This window comes from Butyrivibrio sp. (assembly GCF_017635265.1).
Classification (GTDB): domain Bacteria; phylum Bacillota; class Clostridia; order Lachnospirales; family Lachnospiraceae; genus Butyrivibrio.
Window position 1 is genome coordinate 1 of the sequence record NZ_JAGBLU010000043.1, and the last position, 19312, is coordinate 19312.

Consider the following 19312-nt stretch of genomic DNA (forward strand, 5'->3'; position numbering starts at 1 on the left):
TCCTTTGTAAAATAATTTTTGACCATAACGAAAAAGGACATCTTCTAAGATTTCTCTTGGAAAATGTCCTTGTCGTGCTAAATTATTAAACTTGTGAGAATGTATTTGGGATGATTTTTACGCACTATCACGCATTATCAATCCCTATTTTGTTGCAAAATCGTTGCAAATTGCTTTATTAAATCCTTGAAAGCCTTGTAAATACTGGCTTTCCTTAGTTCACGCTTTTGAGCGTCGGGATTTTTTCGACCGCTTAAGCATCTGGAAGCATTTGAGATCATATACGAGCATCTATCTTCATTACTGTACTTTTGGGGTTACGCATTTGAGAACATCTACGTTCATTTGACTTCCCCACAGATTTGTCAGCTGTTTGTCAAAGGCTGTATCAGTCACGATATTTCGTACTTGTTTCAGCGTATACTTTCCATAGACTTTTGCGCTTTTCCTTTGGATAATTATGCTCGTTTGTCAGAATGTTGTTTTGTCAATTTTGGTTTGTCAGAAAAATTCTTTTCGGAGTACCATTTTAGAAAACGCCATTAAGCTTTGCTGCAAGCTTATTGATTGATTCTTTGTTTCTCCGATCTGACGAATCAGCATAGATTTCATATGTAGTAGAAATCTGTCTGTGTCCCATCACTGCCTGGATCACTTTTGGATTGTCTTCCACCTCACAGAGCCTTGTAGCAAATGTACGTCTCAGATAGTGACACGTGAAATGCGGAAGTATTATCGGTTCCCTATCTTCCCTAACAGCATCAATCTCTTCCTCATGATTGTAATCATTGTAGATTCTTTTAATTGCTTTATTAACTGAGGCAGCGCTCATTACTGAGCCATACTTGTTTTGGAAAATGAATCCCGAATATCCGTCTACTACAGTCTGATTGTACCCCTTGCCTGCAAGTTGGTTTTCCTTTTCAAATTGGAATGCTTCTTTAACAGCATCCATCATAGGGATTATTCTACAACCTGCTTTGGTCTTAGGTGTTGAGATCCTTAGCTTTGATGTGCGTGAACCCTTCTGAGGGTAGTACGACAGTGTATGATTAACATCTATCCATCCCTCTTTCAGATCGATGTCCTGCCAACGAAGGCCAGTGCATTCTCCAATTCGCATCCCCGTTCCAAGAAGTACAGTAAAAAGCGGCCACCAATGATAATACACCGGGCTCATAGCAACATATTCCATAAAGGCTTTTTGTTGCTCTGGAGTAAGTGCCTGCCTTTCCGTTTCCGTCTTAGGAAGTCTCTTTGCAAGTTCTCTCTTTGCTCCTTCGGTCGGGTTCTTTCTTATTATATCATCTCTTACAGCCAACTCGAATGTTGGATGCAACAATCCATCTACAGATTCAATAGTAGAAAATGAAAGATGCCTTTCCGAATGTAAAAAGGTGTAGAACTGCAACACATCGGAATACTTTACATCAACAAGTTTCTTTTTTCCGAAGTCTTCTCTGACATAACGCTCGTAAGTATATTCGTAGTTGCTCTGTGTCGAATCCTTCAGGTCTATCCTTGTTGAAATGTATCTGTCATATGTAGAATTGATGGTTGCAAGGCCTGCAGCATAGATATCAAGTCCATCCAGCTGATCCTTTTTTAATTTGTCCTCTTTCCGTCTAAGTTCTAACAGATTATCTGCATATATGTATTTCTTCCTGCCGATAGGATCGGTGTAGATATACATATAACGCTTGTCTGATTTTCTCTGATGTTCTCCGCGGAAGAGGGTGTTACCTTTCAAGTCTTTTCTTGAATTTGCCATTCTTCCTCCATAACTACCGTTTTTTCGCGGTTCGTAAATACTCCTCTACAAGTTCCGGATCCACAAAAACAAGCGTCTTACTATGTGGATAATAAGCTCCGCAGGCTTCTGCCAACTTTTTCATAGTTGCTCTGCCGACCTTAAAATACTCCGAAGCTTCTTTGAGTCGCATCAGTCTTGTCGCCTTTGCTTTAGTCTCTTTTACTGTAGCAATGTCATTGCCCATTTGATTCCTTTCTGCAAAGTTAAAGACGTTTTATGAAATTAGACTTGGCTGTAATTCATGAAAAGTACTTCAGCACAATATTATTATGACTCTATTCGAGCGCTGTAGCAAGAACTAATCTGAATCTGCCAAGTCTTATTCATACGTTACCGATTCTTATGTGACAAAATAAATTCTTCTAATATTGGATAATCAATATACACTGTAGCCCTGTTTATATAGTGGTATGCACCACACGCTTCAGCCATCTTTCTTATTGTTCTCTTATCCCCTGCAATAAGATGTGATATCTCTTCATATGTATATAGACGTTTCGTATTTCCACGCGTCTTCTTTACCATCTCCAACTGGTTACTCATTTCCTTATGCTCCTTTTTGTTCCAAATATGAGTAAGGTCTCTGCTCCTTAAGCCACTTAAGAGAGTTATCTACCACGTCTTTCCTTAAGGTTCCAAATCTCTTCTTCATTGCCTCAGAAGTGACCCCCTCAGTACCAGCAATGGCAGCAAGTTTGAACTCACGTTTGAGGTATCTTTTGAATACATCTTTTTCATCACCCAGAGAACCAATTTGCTCTTCTACAAGCCCGTAGATCTCTCTCATGTCCTTCAGCAAAAGAATCTCCCACTTATGTGTTTCAAACTTATCAGCACCACGAAGTGCAGTGATATAGTCTCCAGCTCTGACTGCCTGGCGAACTATCATGTCCTCATCGCCTTCGCTGGATGTAGGATTTCCAATGTTAGAAGTCTGGACTCTCACACCAGGATCCCCAAGGGCAACTCGTCTGTTATATTCCCGTTCTGCTTTTATAGTTCTGATAAGCCCTGCTTCATAAGCATTTACATATGGCATGAAACTAGAATAATGATCAAGGACTATCTTTATCCTTTTTTCATCATTAGCTCTCCTATAGTTATCGAGAATACTTGCGTTCATTCTTGCTCCCATTACTGTTTCCCCCTTTTGAAACCGCAGAACTTTTTTCTACATTATTAATTGTAAGTCCTGCAGTATCAAAGGTCATTTTACAATCTGTATAAAACTTATAAGATTTGTATAGTGTGAAAATATGCTGCTAACATGCATCACCCTTCAGGATCCAGTCTGTAGATACTGCAAACTTATCTGAGTATGCAACGACTATATCTGTTGGCAGCGGTCTTCTATCATTTTCATAAAATGAAACCACTCCAGCGTTAGCAAGTTTAAAGTCTTTAGCTAAATCTTCCTGCCGGATTCCTGCGCTTTCCCTTAGGATCCTTATTCTTTCCCCAACGGTTCTTCCATACAATTTCTCCATGATAAATTCCTTTCCAAAAGTAAGTGCTTTATATATAGAAGAAACTCGTTCATGGAGGACCGCAAATGCTGATAATCACTCGTCCCAACAATTCTTTTCCCTCCTTCTTTTTTGACAGTGAGCATAATACCACAGAATAAGGCTGTTTCAGTCGCATCCAAATCTAAATTCAATCTAATCTTTGTCGCAATACTGTCTAATCAGAGTCTAACCTTAGTCGCATGCCAGTCTCATCTCAGTCTCATGTTTGTCGCACCTTAGTCGCATTGAAAAAGCAGCTACAGATTTCTCCATAGCTGCTCTGATATCAAAAAAATTATTCTGTTACAGGCTCCATTGCTGAAACACTGATATCAGCTGGCTCATCCTCTTCAACCTCAGATGAAATTACCCCTGCATCGATATCCTCCAGTTCCCTGCGCATAGCGTAGCTCCACATAAGCGCGCCAAATAAAACAATGGCATCAGGTTCTTTACGGAAGACAGTTGCACGGCAAACCCCTATCATTGTGCCTATTTTCTCCTCAGATTTTATATTGTTCTTTCCACGCAGAAATCTCTCTTTAAGAATGATACGTAGCCTTTTCCCCTCATGATCCTTATCTTTTTCGTAATCATAATCCCCTTCTGAAATATCTCCATCAAGAAGTTTCTCTATCTCATCAAGGATCATCTCTGACTTTTCCCTAAACCATGGTGCTTTTACCACTTCCCATATAAAAACACCATAGTCCGCATTCTTAAAGCGTCCTTTCTTCGTTATGATATTTATGTACTTCCTTCTTATTTCTTGCTTGTTCTTTTTTATCTCCTCAGGACTCATATCTGATGGTTGCCCATAAGCATAGCAGTACCTCTCAAGTAACATTTTTGACAGCATCAGTACAGAAATATATTCTAGCTTCTCCTTTCTGCAAATCTCAATGGCAAGCTGGTGTGCCGTTAATCTGTGCATCATTTTGATTCCTCCCTACTTAACTAAGAAAAACAGCTGTTACAATTCCCCCTAATAACATCCATGTTAATGCAAAAGAAAAACCAGAGAGTCCAAGAGTATTACTTCTTGTTCTCTCTGGTTCAATTGATGACTAACTCTTACTGCCTAAACTTCTGATACGATACAACAACAAATAACTCTTAATCTACTATCTCGCCCTTATTCTTTTTGTAATCCGGGCTCATTAACACTGCCAGCATATCTCCAAAAGATTTGTAAACATACAGAATCTTCTCAGCTCTTTCCCAGTAACTGTCTGAATTCTGAATATCTGCTATCAGGTCACTTAGCCCTGATTCAAAATCAAAAGGTTTCTTACCTGAAAGAGCTTTGGGATCTTCTGATATTAACATCTTGTATGAATTATCATTGGCTGCCAGCCTATGAAGATTTACATCTAACGAATAATACAAAATTACAGCCTTCTCAAGTGTGAGGCTTCTGAGACCACTCTTGATTTTCACATAGCTTGTCTCCGCCATTCCGAGGAGCTCTGCCATCTGTGAATTTGTCCATCCAAGAGTATCCTGCAGAATCGTCAGATTATCCCCTACTATCTTTTTAAAATTTTCTCCGCGCATATTGTTCGGGCGCTTATCAACAATCTTTCTTTTGATTGCTTTTTTATATGCCATACTTTTTTCCTCTGCGTAATAATGTACACGTTAAATCACGTAACCTTAATACCCTTAGAGTCTTATACTGCACTGTAAGGGTGTCATAACTTGCACTGACAGGGTGTACTCCTACCCCCTCACAGGGTTTCAAACTGCATCCATATCTCTCACCACCTCCTAGGAGGGCAAAAAAATACCTGGCTCCGTAGAACCAGGTATAATCGCTGCTATATATGTTGTTGTACACGTTGATAAGCCCTCTCTATAAGTATGGTAGAAATGGCCGGTGATAAGAAAAAGGCTTTTTGTCCGACAATATGTAGGCAAGACTATTCTTAAGGATTCTACGTAAGTCAATCTTGATTTCATACCAGATCCAAAGAATCCCTCCTGCCGGTCAGCTCACCTCCAGTCCAGTCATCATGCCAGGCATATTTTCCCCTTATACCACTGTTATAGCACTTGTCTAGTCCAATAAAGATGACACCATTTTGGGAGGGGCTGCAGCAGGGATAAATAGTCATTGCTGATGAACCCTTTACTTATGTAAAATAGAAACGGGAATAAATCCGAACTTTAGGAGATAACGATGAATACTAGATTTGATGAACTTAATCCGATGGATTATGAGAATAATATTGAAGCATTTCCAGATACCTACGTTGACTATTTTGACAGACGTAAAAGAAAAGTCCGCTGCATCTCTGAAGGAACTGATGAAGTAGTCTACCTTCTTAGGCGCAGCCAGTACTTCTCCACCGATACCCATATTTTCATGGGCGACGATGACGATTTCACCTATTATCTGAAGCCTATTGTTGCAGGGCGGCTTCTAGAATATGGGAAAGAATATACTATTGTGAACACTTATCTGGAAACAGATATTGAAATTGGGATGCTCGCCATTGAAGGACAACCAGAAATTGGTGGTGAATACGAGGACTTCCACGGATTCCCGGCTTTCCTGTTTGAAGAGCTGGAGCCGGTATCTAATGAGGATCGCAAGAAGCACCGTGACGAGTGGTACGACCGCCTGGCAGAAGAATACCCATTAGATGATATATAATTAATTATTGAAAGCGGCCTGTGAACAGACCGCTTTTCATGTTTACTGTATTTGCTGACGCTTTATTTCGATGAACACTCCTAAACTGGCAAGTATCGCTGCAACTATGGCGCAGCTCACTATTCCTGCCGGAGTTATTATGCCTATAAGCAGCACCAATACCGCAATTGCAAAAAACATAGTCCCCACATACTTCTTCATCTCATGTCCCTCCGACTAATTTGAATCATACTTTTGATCATTTGTCATTGACCGCAAATTGAGTTCCAATTGAGAAATCTCAATAGCGTTTTTGAAATAAGGTTGTTTCGCATTCAGTGTAATTTTAGTAATCCTCTTACCTTATCCTTAATCGCATCATCAGCCATGCTGTATGCATTTAGCACTTTATACTCATCATCAGTAACTCTTATGCTTTTTCTTTTACCGTTTTCACGGACTTTAGCATCAATTTCATAAACTGTCATTGATGGATTTATATCCGCATCCAATAGTTCCTGCTTACTCCACTGCGACATTTTATCCAACTGTGCCGGGCTAAATCCCTCAAAGGCTTTATCTAACTCAAATTCCTTTGCATTAGGATTGAACACAAAAAAATGTCTAGCTATTTTCCTCATAAGCTGAACGCTACCATGTTTATAATTAAGAATTCCATCTGCCAATTCATCCATATTGCTGTATGTCTGCCCTAGTAATTCACATTTGAATTCTTTTAAAAGATCTATCATTATAAAATCTGGTATAAAATCCAGCATCTCTCCAAATCCATCATTTAGGCTTATCAGTCGCTGTGTCCTGGCCTCAAAATCTTTATATGATGCAACAATTCCGTTACGCTTCAGTTCATCCAGCATATCCTTTGTCAGATCTCTTTCACTGCTCATATTTTTCCTCATAAGCTTTCTGTTATCTTTATAGATTCTTATAGAACTCGACTGCTGCCTGACACTCTTCCTCTGTAGGATGGCCTTTCTGAATACCACCCACCACCTTCAGAGGTCCAAAGGTGTCAAATCCTTTTGCAGTAAATCTACCAAGTTCACTGCAATGTTTACCCTTTGTTATTTCTGATATTGCATTAAAAATCCCACCAGTAGGATTACCTGCTGTAGCTATGAAAAAGACATCCTTATTTGGCGGCAAGTTTACCCTTGCAAAATTCAGAACCTGTTCTGCAAATTTAAGATAATAGATGCCGGAAGCCCAGCCAATCCTGTCATAGCCTGTCAGGTCTACCTCATGCTTTTCTGTAACATCTATAAGCACAACCTCCGGATCATATCCTTTTATCGCATCTAGCACCTTTTTCGTATTTCCATGATGCTTGCTGTAATATGCAATAGCCGTCTTTCCCATCAAAACTCCTCTTACTCCATTTCCCCTGTTTCTTTGCTGATCCTTATAGTGCTGTTTCCCATGAGTGGCATAATCTTACCATCATCATTAATAAGTCCAAGCCCGAAACACCATGCATCCGGGCTCTCAAAGGAATCCACTATAACAAGATTTTCAGCAAGCTTCTCCTGCAAAATCTTACGTGCGCTTTCCTTATCAATCATTATCTTCCTGTTCCTCACATCTATTTCGTCCTTCTACAGACTGCAATCATATACTAATTCATATAGTCTTTCACATTAAAATACTCATCGGTCCACTGTTCTTCCTCAGTAATGCCAGGAACGAACTCTTTGCTGTATGTACTTCCTGAGAACCGGTCTATATAATACCGAAGCTGAGAGCCAGTATAAGATCTGTACAATACGACAATATCCGCATCATCAATTGACTCAACATTCCAGTAGACAGTGTAGTTTCCAGAGTTAACTATGTTCTCCAAATCTGCATTCTGCTCAAGACAATAATTCTTAATTGCCGTCAAGGCCTGCTCTTCAGTAATACCCACTTCTTTTCCTGCGAGCTTATCCAAAAATGTCGGATAATCCATACGGCCTGAAATCTGTTTCATTTCATAGCTTTCGTAAAGACTGATTACCTCTTTAATTTCGTCCTCAGTCATATCTTTACCTGTTTCGTTATGATATTCTGAAGATCCAACATATTCACCAGAAGCCTGAAGTTCGTCATCTGAGGGCCATCCATCACCATCAAGATCATTAAAGTTATTATCTTTAACCCAATAATCCGTCCCAAGTTCACCCTTATCACGCTTAGACATATATGTGTTGTAGTAAATAGCTCCAGCGTAATCTGCATTTCCGTTATAATAGATTCCTTTTTTAGGTGCATAGGAATATCCGCCATTTCCTCCAGCCCCATACGGCCATCTATTCATGAGATAATGAGCCTTACCATTCTCATATGCTACAAGAGAAACCCAATACCCAGGATAACCGACAACAAATTCTGGAATATCGTCAGCATCTGCATAAATAAGATCAAATTGGTTTTTATCATCTTGTATGCTGTAAACTTTTGCCAAATGCATATAAAGATCTTGATAACTGCTATATTGTTCTTTCTGTTTATCACCAAGTAAAGCTTCCTTTACACCAGCTATTGTAAAGTCACACCCTATGTCTGACATTTTTTCTTCATTCAAATCTGCAAAGCTTTCGAATGGATAATCTCCGGGAACTGACTCGTATAACAGAACATGCTTTCCTAAATCCGAATCGCCTATAACAGCTATATCATCCATGCCATCACTATTAAAGTCAAAAAAGCCTACTGCGATGACTTTCTTCAGATATTTTGTCCCATCTTCAGAATATATTGAAGTATACAGATCTGCTAGGAACTTACCATCTTTAACAATCGTAATATCCGTTTCATCTGGATTTGCTGAATAAGTAACAAAGTGTACAGATCCATCATACTGCGAAAGCTCGACATCGAATGTCTGCTCCTCATCACAATAGTCGTCCCACTGAATAACATTCGACTCAAAGACCATAGTGTCTGATGTTTTAGTCATTTTGAGAACTCGATCAGCCCACTTTCCATAATTCTTACCGGCATTTGCCCCCGGTAATTCTTCTGAATTTACTCTAAATCGCAGTTCATAGTGATCCCCGGCTTTTTCTCCCGATATGCAAGTATATTGATTTTGATGCGCAGCCCAATGCTCTTTGTAATATGAGTCATGCTTCGATACATAATCCCATGAAATAATATCCTCTGTCATATTATTCAGTCCTGTGTGCCTGATAATATAATCTGACAGTTCACTCTTCCTTATTACGAAGAGATCCCCATACAATTCCTTCTCTCCCTTAGACTCCAGATAATCGCTAATCTCATTTTCAGAAACATCCTGTACAGATAATCCAGCACCAAATTCCAAGACAGAGTCCCAATTGATTTCTTCCGGAGAATTATATGATTCTAGAAGGAATCCATTATACTCATCAGAATTAAAAAGATCTGTGAACTCTCGAAGTTCAGCTTCTGTCAAAGCGACAATCGGCTCCTGTTTCTCGTTAGACTCATCAACTGTTTCAACCTGCTCTTGCGTTACTTCTTCCGTATCTGACTCTTGCTCTGGATCATTGTTATCTGTTGAATTCACAGAACCACATGCCGATAAAGACAACATTATTGCCGATATAAGTATTCTTTTCGTAAAATGATTACAAGCCTCCTTTATGAGGCTTGCATGGTTTTTGTTATACAAATCAAATCTCCTAATTTACAGGTTATCTTCTTCCTCTATAGTTCCTCTACGTCCGTGCTTTGCATTGATCCTATCTATCTCTTCCTTGATGATGTCTCCGAAACTCTTATCATCTAGTTCAATGCTTTCCTTGGCCGCAACTGACTTATCTGCAAATGCATCAAATTCAGCCTGTTTTCTCTCCAGGATTGTCAGTATTCTCTCGTCAACAGTGTCCTCACAAAGCAGCCTATATACAAGAACATTTCGCGCCTGCCCCATTCTATATGCCCTTGATATTGCTTGATTTTCAATGGATGGCTTATACTGCGGTTCACAGATTACCACTACACTTGCTGACTGGATATTCAAACCGGTTCCTCCAGATTGAATCTGCGCTGGTAATACAGTCCCAGCTGGAGCACTGTCAAACTCATCTATTATTTCCTGCCTTCTTTGTGGTGTAATCGAGCCATTTATAGGATTCATGCAGGAAGAAGGTCCCAACAACTCACATACCGCCCCGATAGTATCCAGGAAATATGAGAAAACAATAACTTTTCTGTCATCATCTCTTGCGTCTTCAACTATCTCTAATAGTCTCTTAGCTTTTGATGAATATTTCAAATCATCAACATTCCAGGACACCCTACGAATAGCCATGAAGTTCTTTGAATAAACCGTCTTTTCGTATATTTCCTCTTCTTGCGGTGTCATGGTGCACCATTCCTTATTTTCAATAAGTTCCGGCAATTCAGTTAGTACTTGTTCTCTTTTTCTCCTGTAATAAACAGGAGCTACGCGCTCTCGAAACTGTGGTGCAGTTGCCATAAATGCTCTGCTTCGTACAGAGCTCGCTATTTCAGGCCGTAATATATCGATAAGGGCAATCATTTCATCAACCTTATTTTCCAGCGCAGTACCTGTCATGAACAGCATTCTATCAGCATGCTCAGATATTTTCTTTACATTCTTTGATCTTGCCGCTCCCGGATTTTTTATATAATGCGCTTCATCTACAACAAGCATCGTAAATCTAAAATCATCTTCCAATTTAAAATAGCCTGTAGTCTCATATGTCGTAACTGCAACACCACCTGACCTAATCCAAGAATTCAGCGCATATTTTCTTCCTTGACCATGAACTTTTATCACAGCCAATTTACTGTGCTTACGGATCTCCCTACACCAATTTGTAATAACACTTGCCGGGCACACAACTACAAAATGGGTAGCTCCAGTATTCTTTAAGGAAACCATTGCTGCAATGGCCTGAACTGTTTTACCAAGACCCATTTCATCTCCGAGAAGAACCTTTTCCTGATGAAGCGTATATTTTACTCCCCACTCCTGATATCTTCTCAAAGTACACAGCAATCCGTCAGGGAAGAAACATTCATCTTGGATTTCCCTGGCTAAATCTTCTGGTAATCCATATACTTCGTCGGCGTTCCCTAATATGCCCGGATAAACATTCTCCAGCGTAGTAAAATACTCAATAGATTTTTGCTTAAAATCATCCCATGCATCACTATCTTCTGTTCCATCCACTTCTCTAGCCTGGTCTGTAATGTCCATAGCCTGAGAACCATACTCATTATTGAGCAAGTCTGTCAGCTCAGTATAAGCTGCTTCTGCCTTCTGCTTATTTGCCGATGAAGTAAAAAGCCACTTGAAGGTACCAGTAGATGGCTCAAGATCCTCAATCAAATATTGTATTTTCTGTTCAAAATCATTAAGTAAATCATCTGCCTTATCTGACAATCTTGAAAATGCTTTATACCTGAAAATTGATGAAACCAACTCTGTATTTTTAGCCGTCTTTGAATCTACACTCAGCCTGATTTTGGTATCTTTGCGAGCTTTATTGGTAAAATCCTGAGCTATTCTCTTTATTGTATACGCCGCATCCTGACTTATTCCGTTTATTGAAGCAAGAGCATATACGTTAGTAGTAGAAACATCTGCAATATTGTTATAGCCTGCATCTCTTAAATTCTTTATACGCAGACCGCCCCTGTCACGATTAAGCTCTTCAACCGGAATATCCCTTAATATATTTAAGACTTCTTGTGCAATCAGACCATCAGCTGCATCTTTTATATCCGCAGCATATCTTTTAGGCTCATCTATCACTTTATACAATCTGTTTAAAAGCTTATTGTGCTCACTCTTTAAGCGTGTAGCATCTTTTTTAGAAAAAGATCTTGCCATTTAAAAACTCCATTTTCATTGATCATTTCATGAATATACGCATTGCTGAGTAAGGATACTTACAATCCTTATAAAATGAATACTTCACCTTGCAATCCTCATAGTTCTCTAGACTGTATCTAACACCAAATCTATCCATCAATGAAATCATTACTTCAAGTTCATTTATCGATACTTCCATTGAAATCCCCTCTTTAAGCAATTTCACCATGCCTAAAGCATTAACTTTAAAAGCTTTTGACAGCCCCGAAACAGCCTCTTTTTCTGGCATCCTCTGCTGTGGTTCAACTGTCACCTTAACCTTTTGCCCAAAAACAGGGTCTAATTCACAAGGGGTATTTAAGTCAACAGCAATGGTATCGTGACAGTTGGAACATTCCATGTACAGAGTGCCGGCCGCACTTTGTCTCCAAGACATTTCCTGTTTCCCGCAATTTTCGCATAGATCTGGTTTTGCGATACCTTTTTGCACTTGATAGGCAATACATGCTTCACAGCCATTTATCATATTATCATCCCTCTGATAGTCTAAAGGCCTCATCTCATTTCCATAACTTTCATAAATACATCGAAATTTTCAGGATACTTGTTACTTCCCCAATAATGCAATCCTTCAGTTTTGTCTGAAAGCTTAATATCCAGCGACCATTGTGTTCCGTCCATCACATCAGGATCATCATATGCTTCATCCCATTCATCGATATGAAGCTTGTCTAATTCATCAAGCAACATACTCCAAGTTTTTCCGTTATAAAGGATCTTTCCGTCATCAAAAGCGCCATTATAGAATTCTCTTTCAACGAGAATCTTCTCTCCCTCATGAGTCAACGTCCTCTTTTCAGCACCACTGAAAAAGCCACCATATGACACAATGATTGTCTTTATAAATTCTTTTTTCATTGTTTGTTTTCCTTATTCTCTAGCGGCTCTAAGTACTCTATAGGCTTACCATGTGCTTTGGCATACGCAATCTTAGCTCTGCTACTATCTTCCTCATCCCACTATCAGTTTACACTGCCCATATCCTCCGCTTTAACGAAATACCCTATAATTTGTGCAGATTCAAAGCAGTTAGGGTATCTATAATCTTTGTACTCTCCGTGATGAATTTTTTCTTCTATCTCCTTAAACGACTCAATCATTTCTTCTACTGACTGATAGTTAAATAATTTAACAGCATTTTCAAGCTTTTCCTTGGATACTAGCTGCCTTGCAAATGCACCTACCCTACTGTTGAACTCCTTATCATAAATGTATGTTACAGGAAACCACTTCCAATCATCTTTATACCCTGAGCCATATATAGAATAGTTATATGCAATTAAGTCAGCAAAAACAAAATCTTCTTTTGTACAGAAATTAATATCAATATTGCTTATCCATTGGTTTGCTGTCCCAGAATAATAATTTTTATTGTCCTTTTGACAAACAGCCCTGTCTAGATTTGTATGAAGAGATCCGCTGTAAAACATGTTGTAGTTATGTCCATACCCATAACCATATTCTGCTCTTGTCTTAAAATATGTTCTTCCAAAAACATACCCCATACCTTTATACTGCTTTCTTTTAAGTAACCAAGCCAAAAAGTATAAAAATAGCTCATGTAAGAACACCTTGCATATTTCATTCCCAATAGAAGTATTCTCGTCTAATCTGTTATATGTTCTCTCAAAAAAGTCAGCTATGCTTTGTGTATAACTTTTCACATACAGACTATTTCTTACTATTTCCAAGAAATCACTGCGTAATTCCGATGTCGCAGAATATAACTGCAGATAATCCTCCAACGAATCACTCTGTGGTTTTGTCATAGAATAATCAACTATCCTGTTCTCTATATCTAATAAGAATTCCTCAAGCTGATCCTTCTTTATTTCCTCAGAATTGTTTTTTTTTAGTGAATCATACTTCAGTACTGAAAGTGGTTTTATTTCAATTTGTTCATCCACCCATGAAGGCTTCTTTCCAATTTCAGGTTTCCTATAGGTCTCTATTCCATATAAATGCCTTACAAGATTCCGATATTCAGATGCATATCTGTTTTCATCAGACAGATCATAATGTAATCGTCCTTGTAAATAAACAGGTTTGCACACCCCACCATCAATGTTCCTTTCAAAAATCACAGGAACAAACTTGTCTTGCTCTGTAGCAGCGTAAATCATTGGTGATATTATCTGAGTCTCAGTCCCAACACCTCCACTTCTGTCATCTGCTTTTTTTGCATAGTTCTCATCCAAAAGGATAATAACATTAGTTATGCTTGGATCCTTAACACTTTTCTCCATAAAATCATTAAGATCATTACCGGCAACCATAGACCATTTATCCAAAACAACTTCAACTCCATCATTAGACAGACTTGTTGCAAAAGATACCACCTTATTCTGATATTCCTGGCTCCCCCATGCATACGAAATAAATACCTTTGGATTATCAACTTTCTTCATTAATCTCTCCCTACCTTCGCATCAAATATAACTTCCTCAATAACCCTTATACACTCTTCAGGCTTTTTCTTGATATCTGTTCCCCAGAACCGAATAACAGTCCATCCCTCAAATAAAAGCCTCTTGTTTATTTCATTGTCACGCTCACGGTTTCTGGAAATCTTACTGATCCAAAACTCACTGTTATTACTTTTTTCAAGCCGTGGCCTTAGGACCTCCCAATCCTTTCCATGAAAAAACTCGCCATCACAAAAAATAACAATTTTATATTTTGTGATGACGATATCTGGATGTCCTGGAAGCTTATCATAATTCTTCCTGTACCGGTATCCTCTTTTCCATAGCTCTCTGCGCAGAATAACTTCTATTTTAGTGTCCTTGCCTTTAATGTGCTGCATGTTTTTTCTGCGCTGCTCAGGTGTCAAAACATCTGCCATGTCAGCCTCACACATATGCTTCGAAGCATTACTACAATTCCAGCAATCCTATATCCATTTTCTGATTAGCAAGATACATTTCCGCAACCTTATCTCCTGGAAGAAGCCTGATCTGTATATTTTCCAGTCCGATCTGCTCAAGTATAGGCATTCTTACCTTGCCATATTTTATGATCTCATCGCCTTCCGTCGGCATAAGGAAACAGTTTCTTACTTTATTAAAGCCAAATACATCTATAAATTCTCTGTATGCCAAATGATATAGATACTGTTTTGTAACATCACCCACTCCGGGATTTCCCTTGATCACATCACTTCCATGTCTTTTTTCCAACGTTATGTTGTAGTACTTCGCATCGAAGATGATAAACTGCTTTTCTCCGTCCTTCTCATAAAAAGTAATAAGATCTGGAATTAGTGTTTCCTGTGCCGGAACACTTATTTCTTTTTCTTCATTTTCCCAGATGGGTTTCCCTATAACCTCAATCAGCTGACCATCAATCATGTAATCGACCTTGGATCTTGGTTGAGTAGCATGCAGCTTAATCAGCTGTAGCTGACGCAAAGTCTTATGCAGCTTATTGTCAAAGATCTCTGCACACATTTTTTCCCAAACAGCATGATAGGCAGTAGTGCCATACATGCTAAATCCGGAATTATCATCAAACAGTTTCTTATCCTGGGATATGTATGCGTATATTGTTTTTAAAAGAATCTGTTTACGAGTATTGTACTGAACATTGAGCTCTTTGAAGATCCTTTCAAGAATATATTCCTTGTCGCCAAAATCATCCATTTCAGCATCGGATATTTCTGCAGTTTCCAGCCCAAACAGTTCGGTCAGTTCAGCTTCCTTAAGCTGCTTTGAGCATTCTGTAATAACATATTCATGAAGGCGCTTGAAATAATCCATATCATCATCAACTGTCTTCCTCGTATACAGTTCCATGTAATATGGCTTGTTCTCAGATAGCAATGCAAAGCTTTCATCTATAGTTTTTCCCCATAGAATATCGCCCTCTCCATTTACCTCAATTATTTCTTCGCTGTTGGTATATACTCCATACTCAAAATAATCTTTAAGAAGGAAGAGTATAACGGCAAGCAGATTAAAGCTTTTATTATCTCCGTCACCATTATATATGTTTATTATCTGCTCTTCTGAATTACTGTACCGTTCTAGAACCTTTACTATACGGCGCATTTTATCTATTTTTTCTTCTTCAGAATACTTTGATAGTAGATATTTGGGATATACCTTTATTATTCTTCTTCCACATGTGATAACACCAACATACACAAAAACATACAGGCAAACACCACTCTGTTCAGAGCCATCTGTTATCTCTATATCTTCATCAGCAATATCAGACATTTCCTGTTGTTCATCGGTATTTCTTACACTCTTAAGCACACCAAATGTCTTAAGTGTGCGGATAAATCTTTCCAGCGCTTCTTCACTATCAAATTCGAATCTCTTCTTTAATTCATCCTTTGTATATCGTCTCTGTTCCCTGACGAATCTGGAAATCATCCTCATTCAGCATCGTCCCTTTTTTGCTCATAATAACTGCTTATGAAATTAGCTCCGAATATGTTCATTCCTATCTCATCAAAAGCATCACATACAGATGAATACTTGCTGCTATCACACCCATCGAAGAATTTTCTCTTGCTCTGCTTAACAGCATCTTCATAAAGATACATAATCACTTTGCTCTTGAATGCATCCATGAATTTCTCAGGATCCTTGATCATTCCATTTTCATCAGAATCCAGTACCTTCTTTGACAGGAAGAATGGTCCCATAAGCTTATCTTCATTGATGTTAAAGTCTTTAGACATCTTAGTATTAATTGCCTTACGAAGTCTGTTCCAAACAACAGGCTCATCATATTTAGCAATATTTACTTTTCCGATATTCTCTATATCTTTTTCTTTCTCATCAATTCCAAGATACTCAAAATTCCATCTTCTCTTGAAAGCAGTATCCATAGGATAAACCCCTTGGTCCGCACTGTTCATTGTTGCCCAGATGAACATATTATTAGGAATCCTGATTTTTTTATACTTATCTTCAGTACCGCCGAGTTCCTTTGCAAGGTATCTTCTAATATCCTCTGATGCCTGGATTTCATACTCACTGACACCATCTGCATCTCTATCGAGAAGCTGGAACACATCACCAAATACTGCTGCAACCTTCGCCCTATTAATCTCTTCTATGAGAAGCAAATGCGGCTGTGGTGCCTCTGTACGAGCACTTTTAAGCGCATCAACATATACTCTCATGAATGGTCCTGGCACAAAATCATATCTGATACTTCTTCCGTCTGAGTCCATTACAGGTTTATAAGTTCCTACAAACTGCGAATAAGTATAATCAGGATGAAACGTTACACGCTCATATGTTCCGACAGTATCATCCAAAAGTCCATCACAGTCTTGCTTCAATAAGAAGCTCTTTCCTGTTCCAGGAGCACCAAAAACAATTCTGTTTCTTTCATATTCTGTTTCAATATTGGTCTTAAATACCACGCTCATGTCACCTTCTCCTGTATCGATCACATATTGCAGATACTTCTTAACCGCGCTTCTTTGTGTGTTATTCTTCTTTTCTGCGCTGTCTAATTCTGATATAGTCTTTTGAATCAGCTTAATATCCGTAGTGAAAAATACGCTCTTGTCAGACATAGAATAAAGCGGAGTATTCGCAACATTACTCACATACTGGTCAATTGAATTGGAACTGTATGTCTCTCCTGCATCAGAATCACCTTCAGGCTTAACCTGCTTTTCCATCCACTTTCTGAACATCTTCTTGTTGTACTCTTCCGGATCCTGATCATCTACGATGTCTTCCATATCGTCAGGATAATAATACTTTTTATATAGAAAAAGCATATTATCTTCATCACTCAATTCGTAGCAAGATGTCAGCTTACCTTCTGAAGGATTAGGAAGCTTCTCTCCCTCTCCAAAAGTAACACACCATCTTCCAGCCTTGATATGGGCAAATTCTTCCTGTGACTCATATCTATAAAGTCCAATATTATCAACTAATCCAATTAATTCCTCGCCTTTTACAGCCACAAAAACCGTATTGCCGTTGGTACTATAGAATCTAGACAATTCCCCAGCTTTTCTGGTTGAGGTACTGTCATCTCCAGGATAATACTTGTCCTTTAACGCTGCCGAAAGTGCCTGCTTATCAATACCTTGAGACGAATCATATTCCGTAAGAGAACCTGTTTGTCCCCATCCAATTGCAACGATAGATTTTTCTTTCCATTCAGCAGCAAAGCTTTGATTCCCGCTTCCGCTGGTTGTTCCTATCCTCACAAACTGTTTGCTTTCTCCAAATCTATCCCGAATTGCATCAATAAATTCCCTATACTTTAGATCAGCATAATTCTGTATCAAAGCTATCTGCCCGCTCCTGGCATAATACTTTTCACTTGGCCTAATGCAGAAACAACGTAGAACATGATTCTGCCATTCATTATTATGAAAAGAGCTCAATTTGTCATTATAAACAATGCTGTAATACTTATGGAACCATGCCCAATTATAAAAACGCTCGCCTACCTCATCTCTCAAGCGATCATCTAACTTTTCGTAATCCTCAAGAGAATGCAATTCTGATTCCTCTATAATCTTTGCACCTTTGATCAGGGCCCCTACTATTTCTTTCCCTAATTCAAAAGCTTCCTGTTCAGTCAGTTCCTTTGGTTTCTGAGGGCTTCCTGTTGTCCAAATTCCTGTATCTTTCTTTTGGAAAAGTCCAAACTTATATGAAGACCCTCCTGATATGCTTCCAAAAAGCCCCCTGCATTCTTTGTTCATTTCAAGATAGCAGCACAATGAATCTGTATTATCTCCAACAGTGAAAAACACCTTAGATAGCAGCTCATCATCAGGAATATTTAACAAAGCCTCTGGTCCAAACTTTTTAATAAAATCCTGTTTTGCAGAATCTATTACCTCCCTAGCAACGCTAAAGCCTAATCCCGTTTCAGATATATATTCCCTTATGTAAGATGCAGCCCTCCGGTATTCATCTCCGCCTGTAGCTTCATCCTGTTCATAATCATTCATATAAGGTCTATTATCAAAGAGTCTAATATAATCCTTTATGTATTCTTTCTTAATAGCTGCTATATAAAATCCTTTTGGAGTATGAATCCTTTCAAAATCTCTTTTGGGTATAAAATCATTTGGGATGTTCACCTGTGTCCCTGTAGCCCCAGTAGACTCAGACTTTCTAAAAGAAATATTGGATATAGAAGCCTCATCACTTTCCAAGCTTAAAACATAGTCTTTGTACCTATCCTGATCCTCATTGACACCAAAGCAAAAATAACGCAAATCATTCTCTATCGCATAGTTCCAAGTAATCGCTCTTTCCTTGGCACCACTATCACGCGTATCAAAGAAGTTCTGCTTATTGCCTTGTTTGCAGCTTATCGGATATATAAAAATAACCGTAGGCACTCCATCAAAGCTGTACACTATTCCTCTTTCATTCGTCCCTTCAATGACTGTCGCTTTATCGGCATCAATGTCAAGGTACTTGTATACAGTTTGTATAGCATCCCTAAATGTATAAGCCATA

20 protein-coding genes are annotated in these 19312 nt (G+C 38.7%); 1 reads left to right on the forward strand and 19 read right to left on the reverse strand.

Translation table 11 applies throughout. The features are described 5' to 3' along the window. Window positions 1–529: 529 nt before the first annotated feature. The 7 genes from J6O61_RS05900 to J6O61_RS05930 form a co-directional block, all read right to left on the reverse strand. On the reverse strand, window positions 530–1771 hold the full coding sequence (locus tag J6O61_RS05900) for a site-specific integrase (protein WP_292210740.1): 1242 nt from the start codon (window positions 1769–1771) through the stop codon (window positions 530–532). Between the two features lie 13 nt (window positions 1772–1784). Next, entirely contained in the window at window positions 1785–1997 is a 213-nt protein-coding gene (locus tag J6O61_RS05905; RefSeq protein WP_026495897.1) for a DUF6462 family protein, read from the reverse strand. A 146-nt stretch (window positions 1998–2143) separates the two neighbouring features. Next, window positions 2144–2356: a hypothetical protein gene (locus J6O61_RS05910; protein WP_022763306.1), complete on the reverse strand. Its 213-nt coding sequence runs from the start codon at window positions 2354–2356 to the stop codon at window positions 2144–2146. Window positions 2357–2360: 4 nt separating this feature from the next. Further along, entirely contained in the window at window positions 2361–2948 is a 588-nt protein-coding gene (locus tag J6O61_RS05915) for a hypothetical protein (RefSeq protein ID WP_292210742.1), read from the reverse strand. A 127-nt stretch (window positions 2949–3075) separates the two neighbouring features. After that, the gene (locus tag J6O61_RS05920; protein ID WP_170832616.1) at window positions 3076–3300 is read right to left on the reverse strand and encodes a helix-turn-helix domain-containing protein; all 225 of its coding nucleotides are present in this window, start codon (window positions 3298–3300) and stop codon (window positions 3076–3078) included. Window positions 3301–3616: 316 nt separating this feature from the next. Continuing rightward, on the reverse strand, window positions 3617–4258 hold the full coding sequence (locus tag J6O61_RS05925) for a hypothetical protein (RefSeq protein WP_292210747.1): 642 nt from the start codon (window positions 4256–4258) through the stop codon (window positions 3617–3619). A 179-nt stretch (window positions 4259–4437) separates the two neighbouring features. Further along, window positions 4438–4932, reverse strand: coding sequence for a hypothetical protein (locus tag J6O61_RS05930; protein WP_120742348.1), 495 nt, complete (start codon window positions 4930–4932; stop codon window positions 4438–4440). A 571-nt stretch (window positions 4933–5503) separates the two neighbouring features. On the opposite strand from J6O61_RS05930, the gene J6O61_RS05935 reads away from it, so the two are divergent. Next, entirely contained in the window at window positions 5504–5980 is a 477-nt protein-coding gene (locus J6O61_RS05935) for a hypothetical protein (protein WP_292210751.1), read from the forward strand. 42 nt (window positions 5981–6022) lie between these two features. Here the strand turns inward: J6O61_RS05935 and J6O61_RS05940 are convergent, their stop codons facing one another. The 12 genes from J6O61_RS05940 to J6O61_RS05995 all read right to left on the reverse strand — a co-directional run bounded on the left by J6O61_RS05940 (window position 6023) and on the right by J6O61_RS05995 (window position 19311). Beyond that, on the reverse strand, window positions 6023–6181 hold the full coding sequence (locus J6O61_RS05940; RefSeq protein ID WP_292210753.1) for a hypothetical protein: 159 nt from the start codon (window positions 6179–6181) through the stop codon (window positions 6023–6025). Between the two features lie 113 nt (window positions 6182–6294). Continuing rightward, the gene (locus J6O61_RS05945; protein WP_292210754.1) at window positions 6295–6867 is read right to left on the reverse strand and encodes a hypothetical protein; all 573 of its coding nucleotides are present in this window, start codon (window positions 6865–6867) and stop codon (window positions 6295–6297) included. A gap of 28 nt (window positions 6868–6895) precedes the next feature. Further along, window positions 6896–7339 (reverse strand): flavodoxin domain-containing protein, encoded by a 444-nt coding sequence (locus J6O61_RS05950; protein ID WP_292210757.1) that lies wholly within the window; start codon window positions 7337–7339, stop codon window positions 6896–6898. Window positions 7340–7350: 11 nt separating this feature from the next. After that, complete coding sequence (locus J6O61_RS05955; RefSeq protein ID WP_120742341.1) at window positions 7351–7542, reverse strand: hypothetical protein; 192 nt, start codon at window positions 7540–7542, stop codon at window positions 7351–7353. A 53-nt stretch (window positions 7543–7595) separates the two neighbouring features. Beyond that, a complete protein-coding gene (locus tag J6O61_RS05960) occupies window positions 7596–9512 on the reverse strand; it encodes a hypothetical protein (RefSeq protein WP_292210761.1) in 1917 nt (638 codons plus the stop codon). Between the two features lie 120 nt (window positions 9513–9632). Then, entirely contained in the window at window positions 9633–11810 is a 2178-nt protein-coding gene (locus J6O61_RS05965) for a DEAD/DEAH box helicase (protein WP_292210764.1), read from the reverse strand. A 22-nt stretch (window positions 11811–11832) separates the two neighbouring features. After that, window positions 11833–12318, reverse strand: coding sequence for a hypothetical protein (locus J6O61_RS05970; RefSeq protein ID WP_292210766.1), 486 nt, complete (start codon window positions 12316–12318; stop codon window positions 11833–11835). A gap of 29 nt (window positions 12319–12347) precedes the next feature. Beyond that, window positions 12348–12710 carry a hypothetical protein gene (locus J6O61_RS05975; RefSeq protein WP_292210768.1) on the reverse strand — a complete coding sequence of 121 codons (363 nt, stop codon included), beginning with the start codon at window positions 12708–12710 and terminating at the stop codon, window positions 12348–12350. A gap of 104 nt (window positions 12711–12814) precedes the next feature. Then, a complete protein-coding gene (locus J6O61_RS05980; RefSeq protein WP_292210770.1) occupies window positions 12815–14260 on the reverse strand; it encodes an SEFIR domain-containing protein in 1446 nt (481 codons plus the stop codon). Then, on the reverse strand, window positions 14260–14697 hold the full coding sequence (locus tag J6O61_RS05985) for a very short patch repair endonuclease (RefSeq protein WP_292210773.1): 438 nt from the start codon (window positions 14695–14697) through the stop codon (window positions 14260–14262). Before J6O61_RS05985 ends, J6O61_RS05980 begins: the two co-directional genes overlap by 1 nt. 31 nt (window positions 14698–14728) lie before the next feature. Further along, on the reverse strand, window positions 14729–16231 hold the full coding sequence (locus tag J6O61_RS05990) for an LlaJI family restriction endonuclease (protein ID WP_292210776.1): 1503 nt from the start codon (window positions 16229–16231) through the stop codon (window positions 14729–14731). A gap of 2 nt (window positions 16232–16233) precedes the next feature. Then, complete coding sequence (locus J6O61_RS05995) at window positions 16234–19311, reverse strand: AAA family ATPase (RefSeq protein WP_292210779.1); 3078 nt, start codon at window positions 19309–19311, stop codon at window positions 16234–16236. Window position 19312 lies beyond the last annotated feature (1 nt).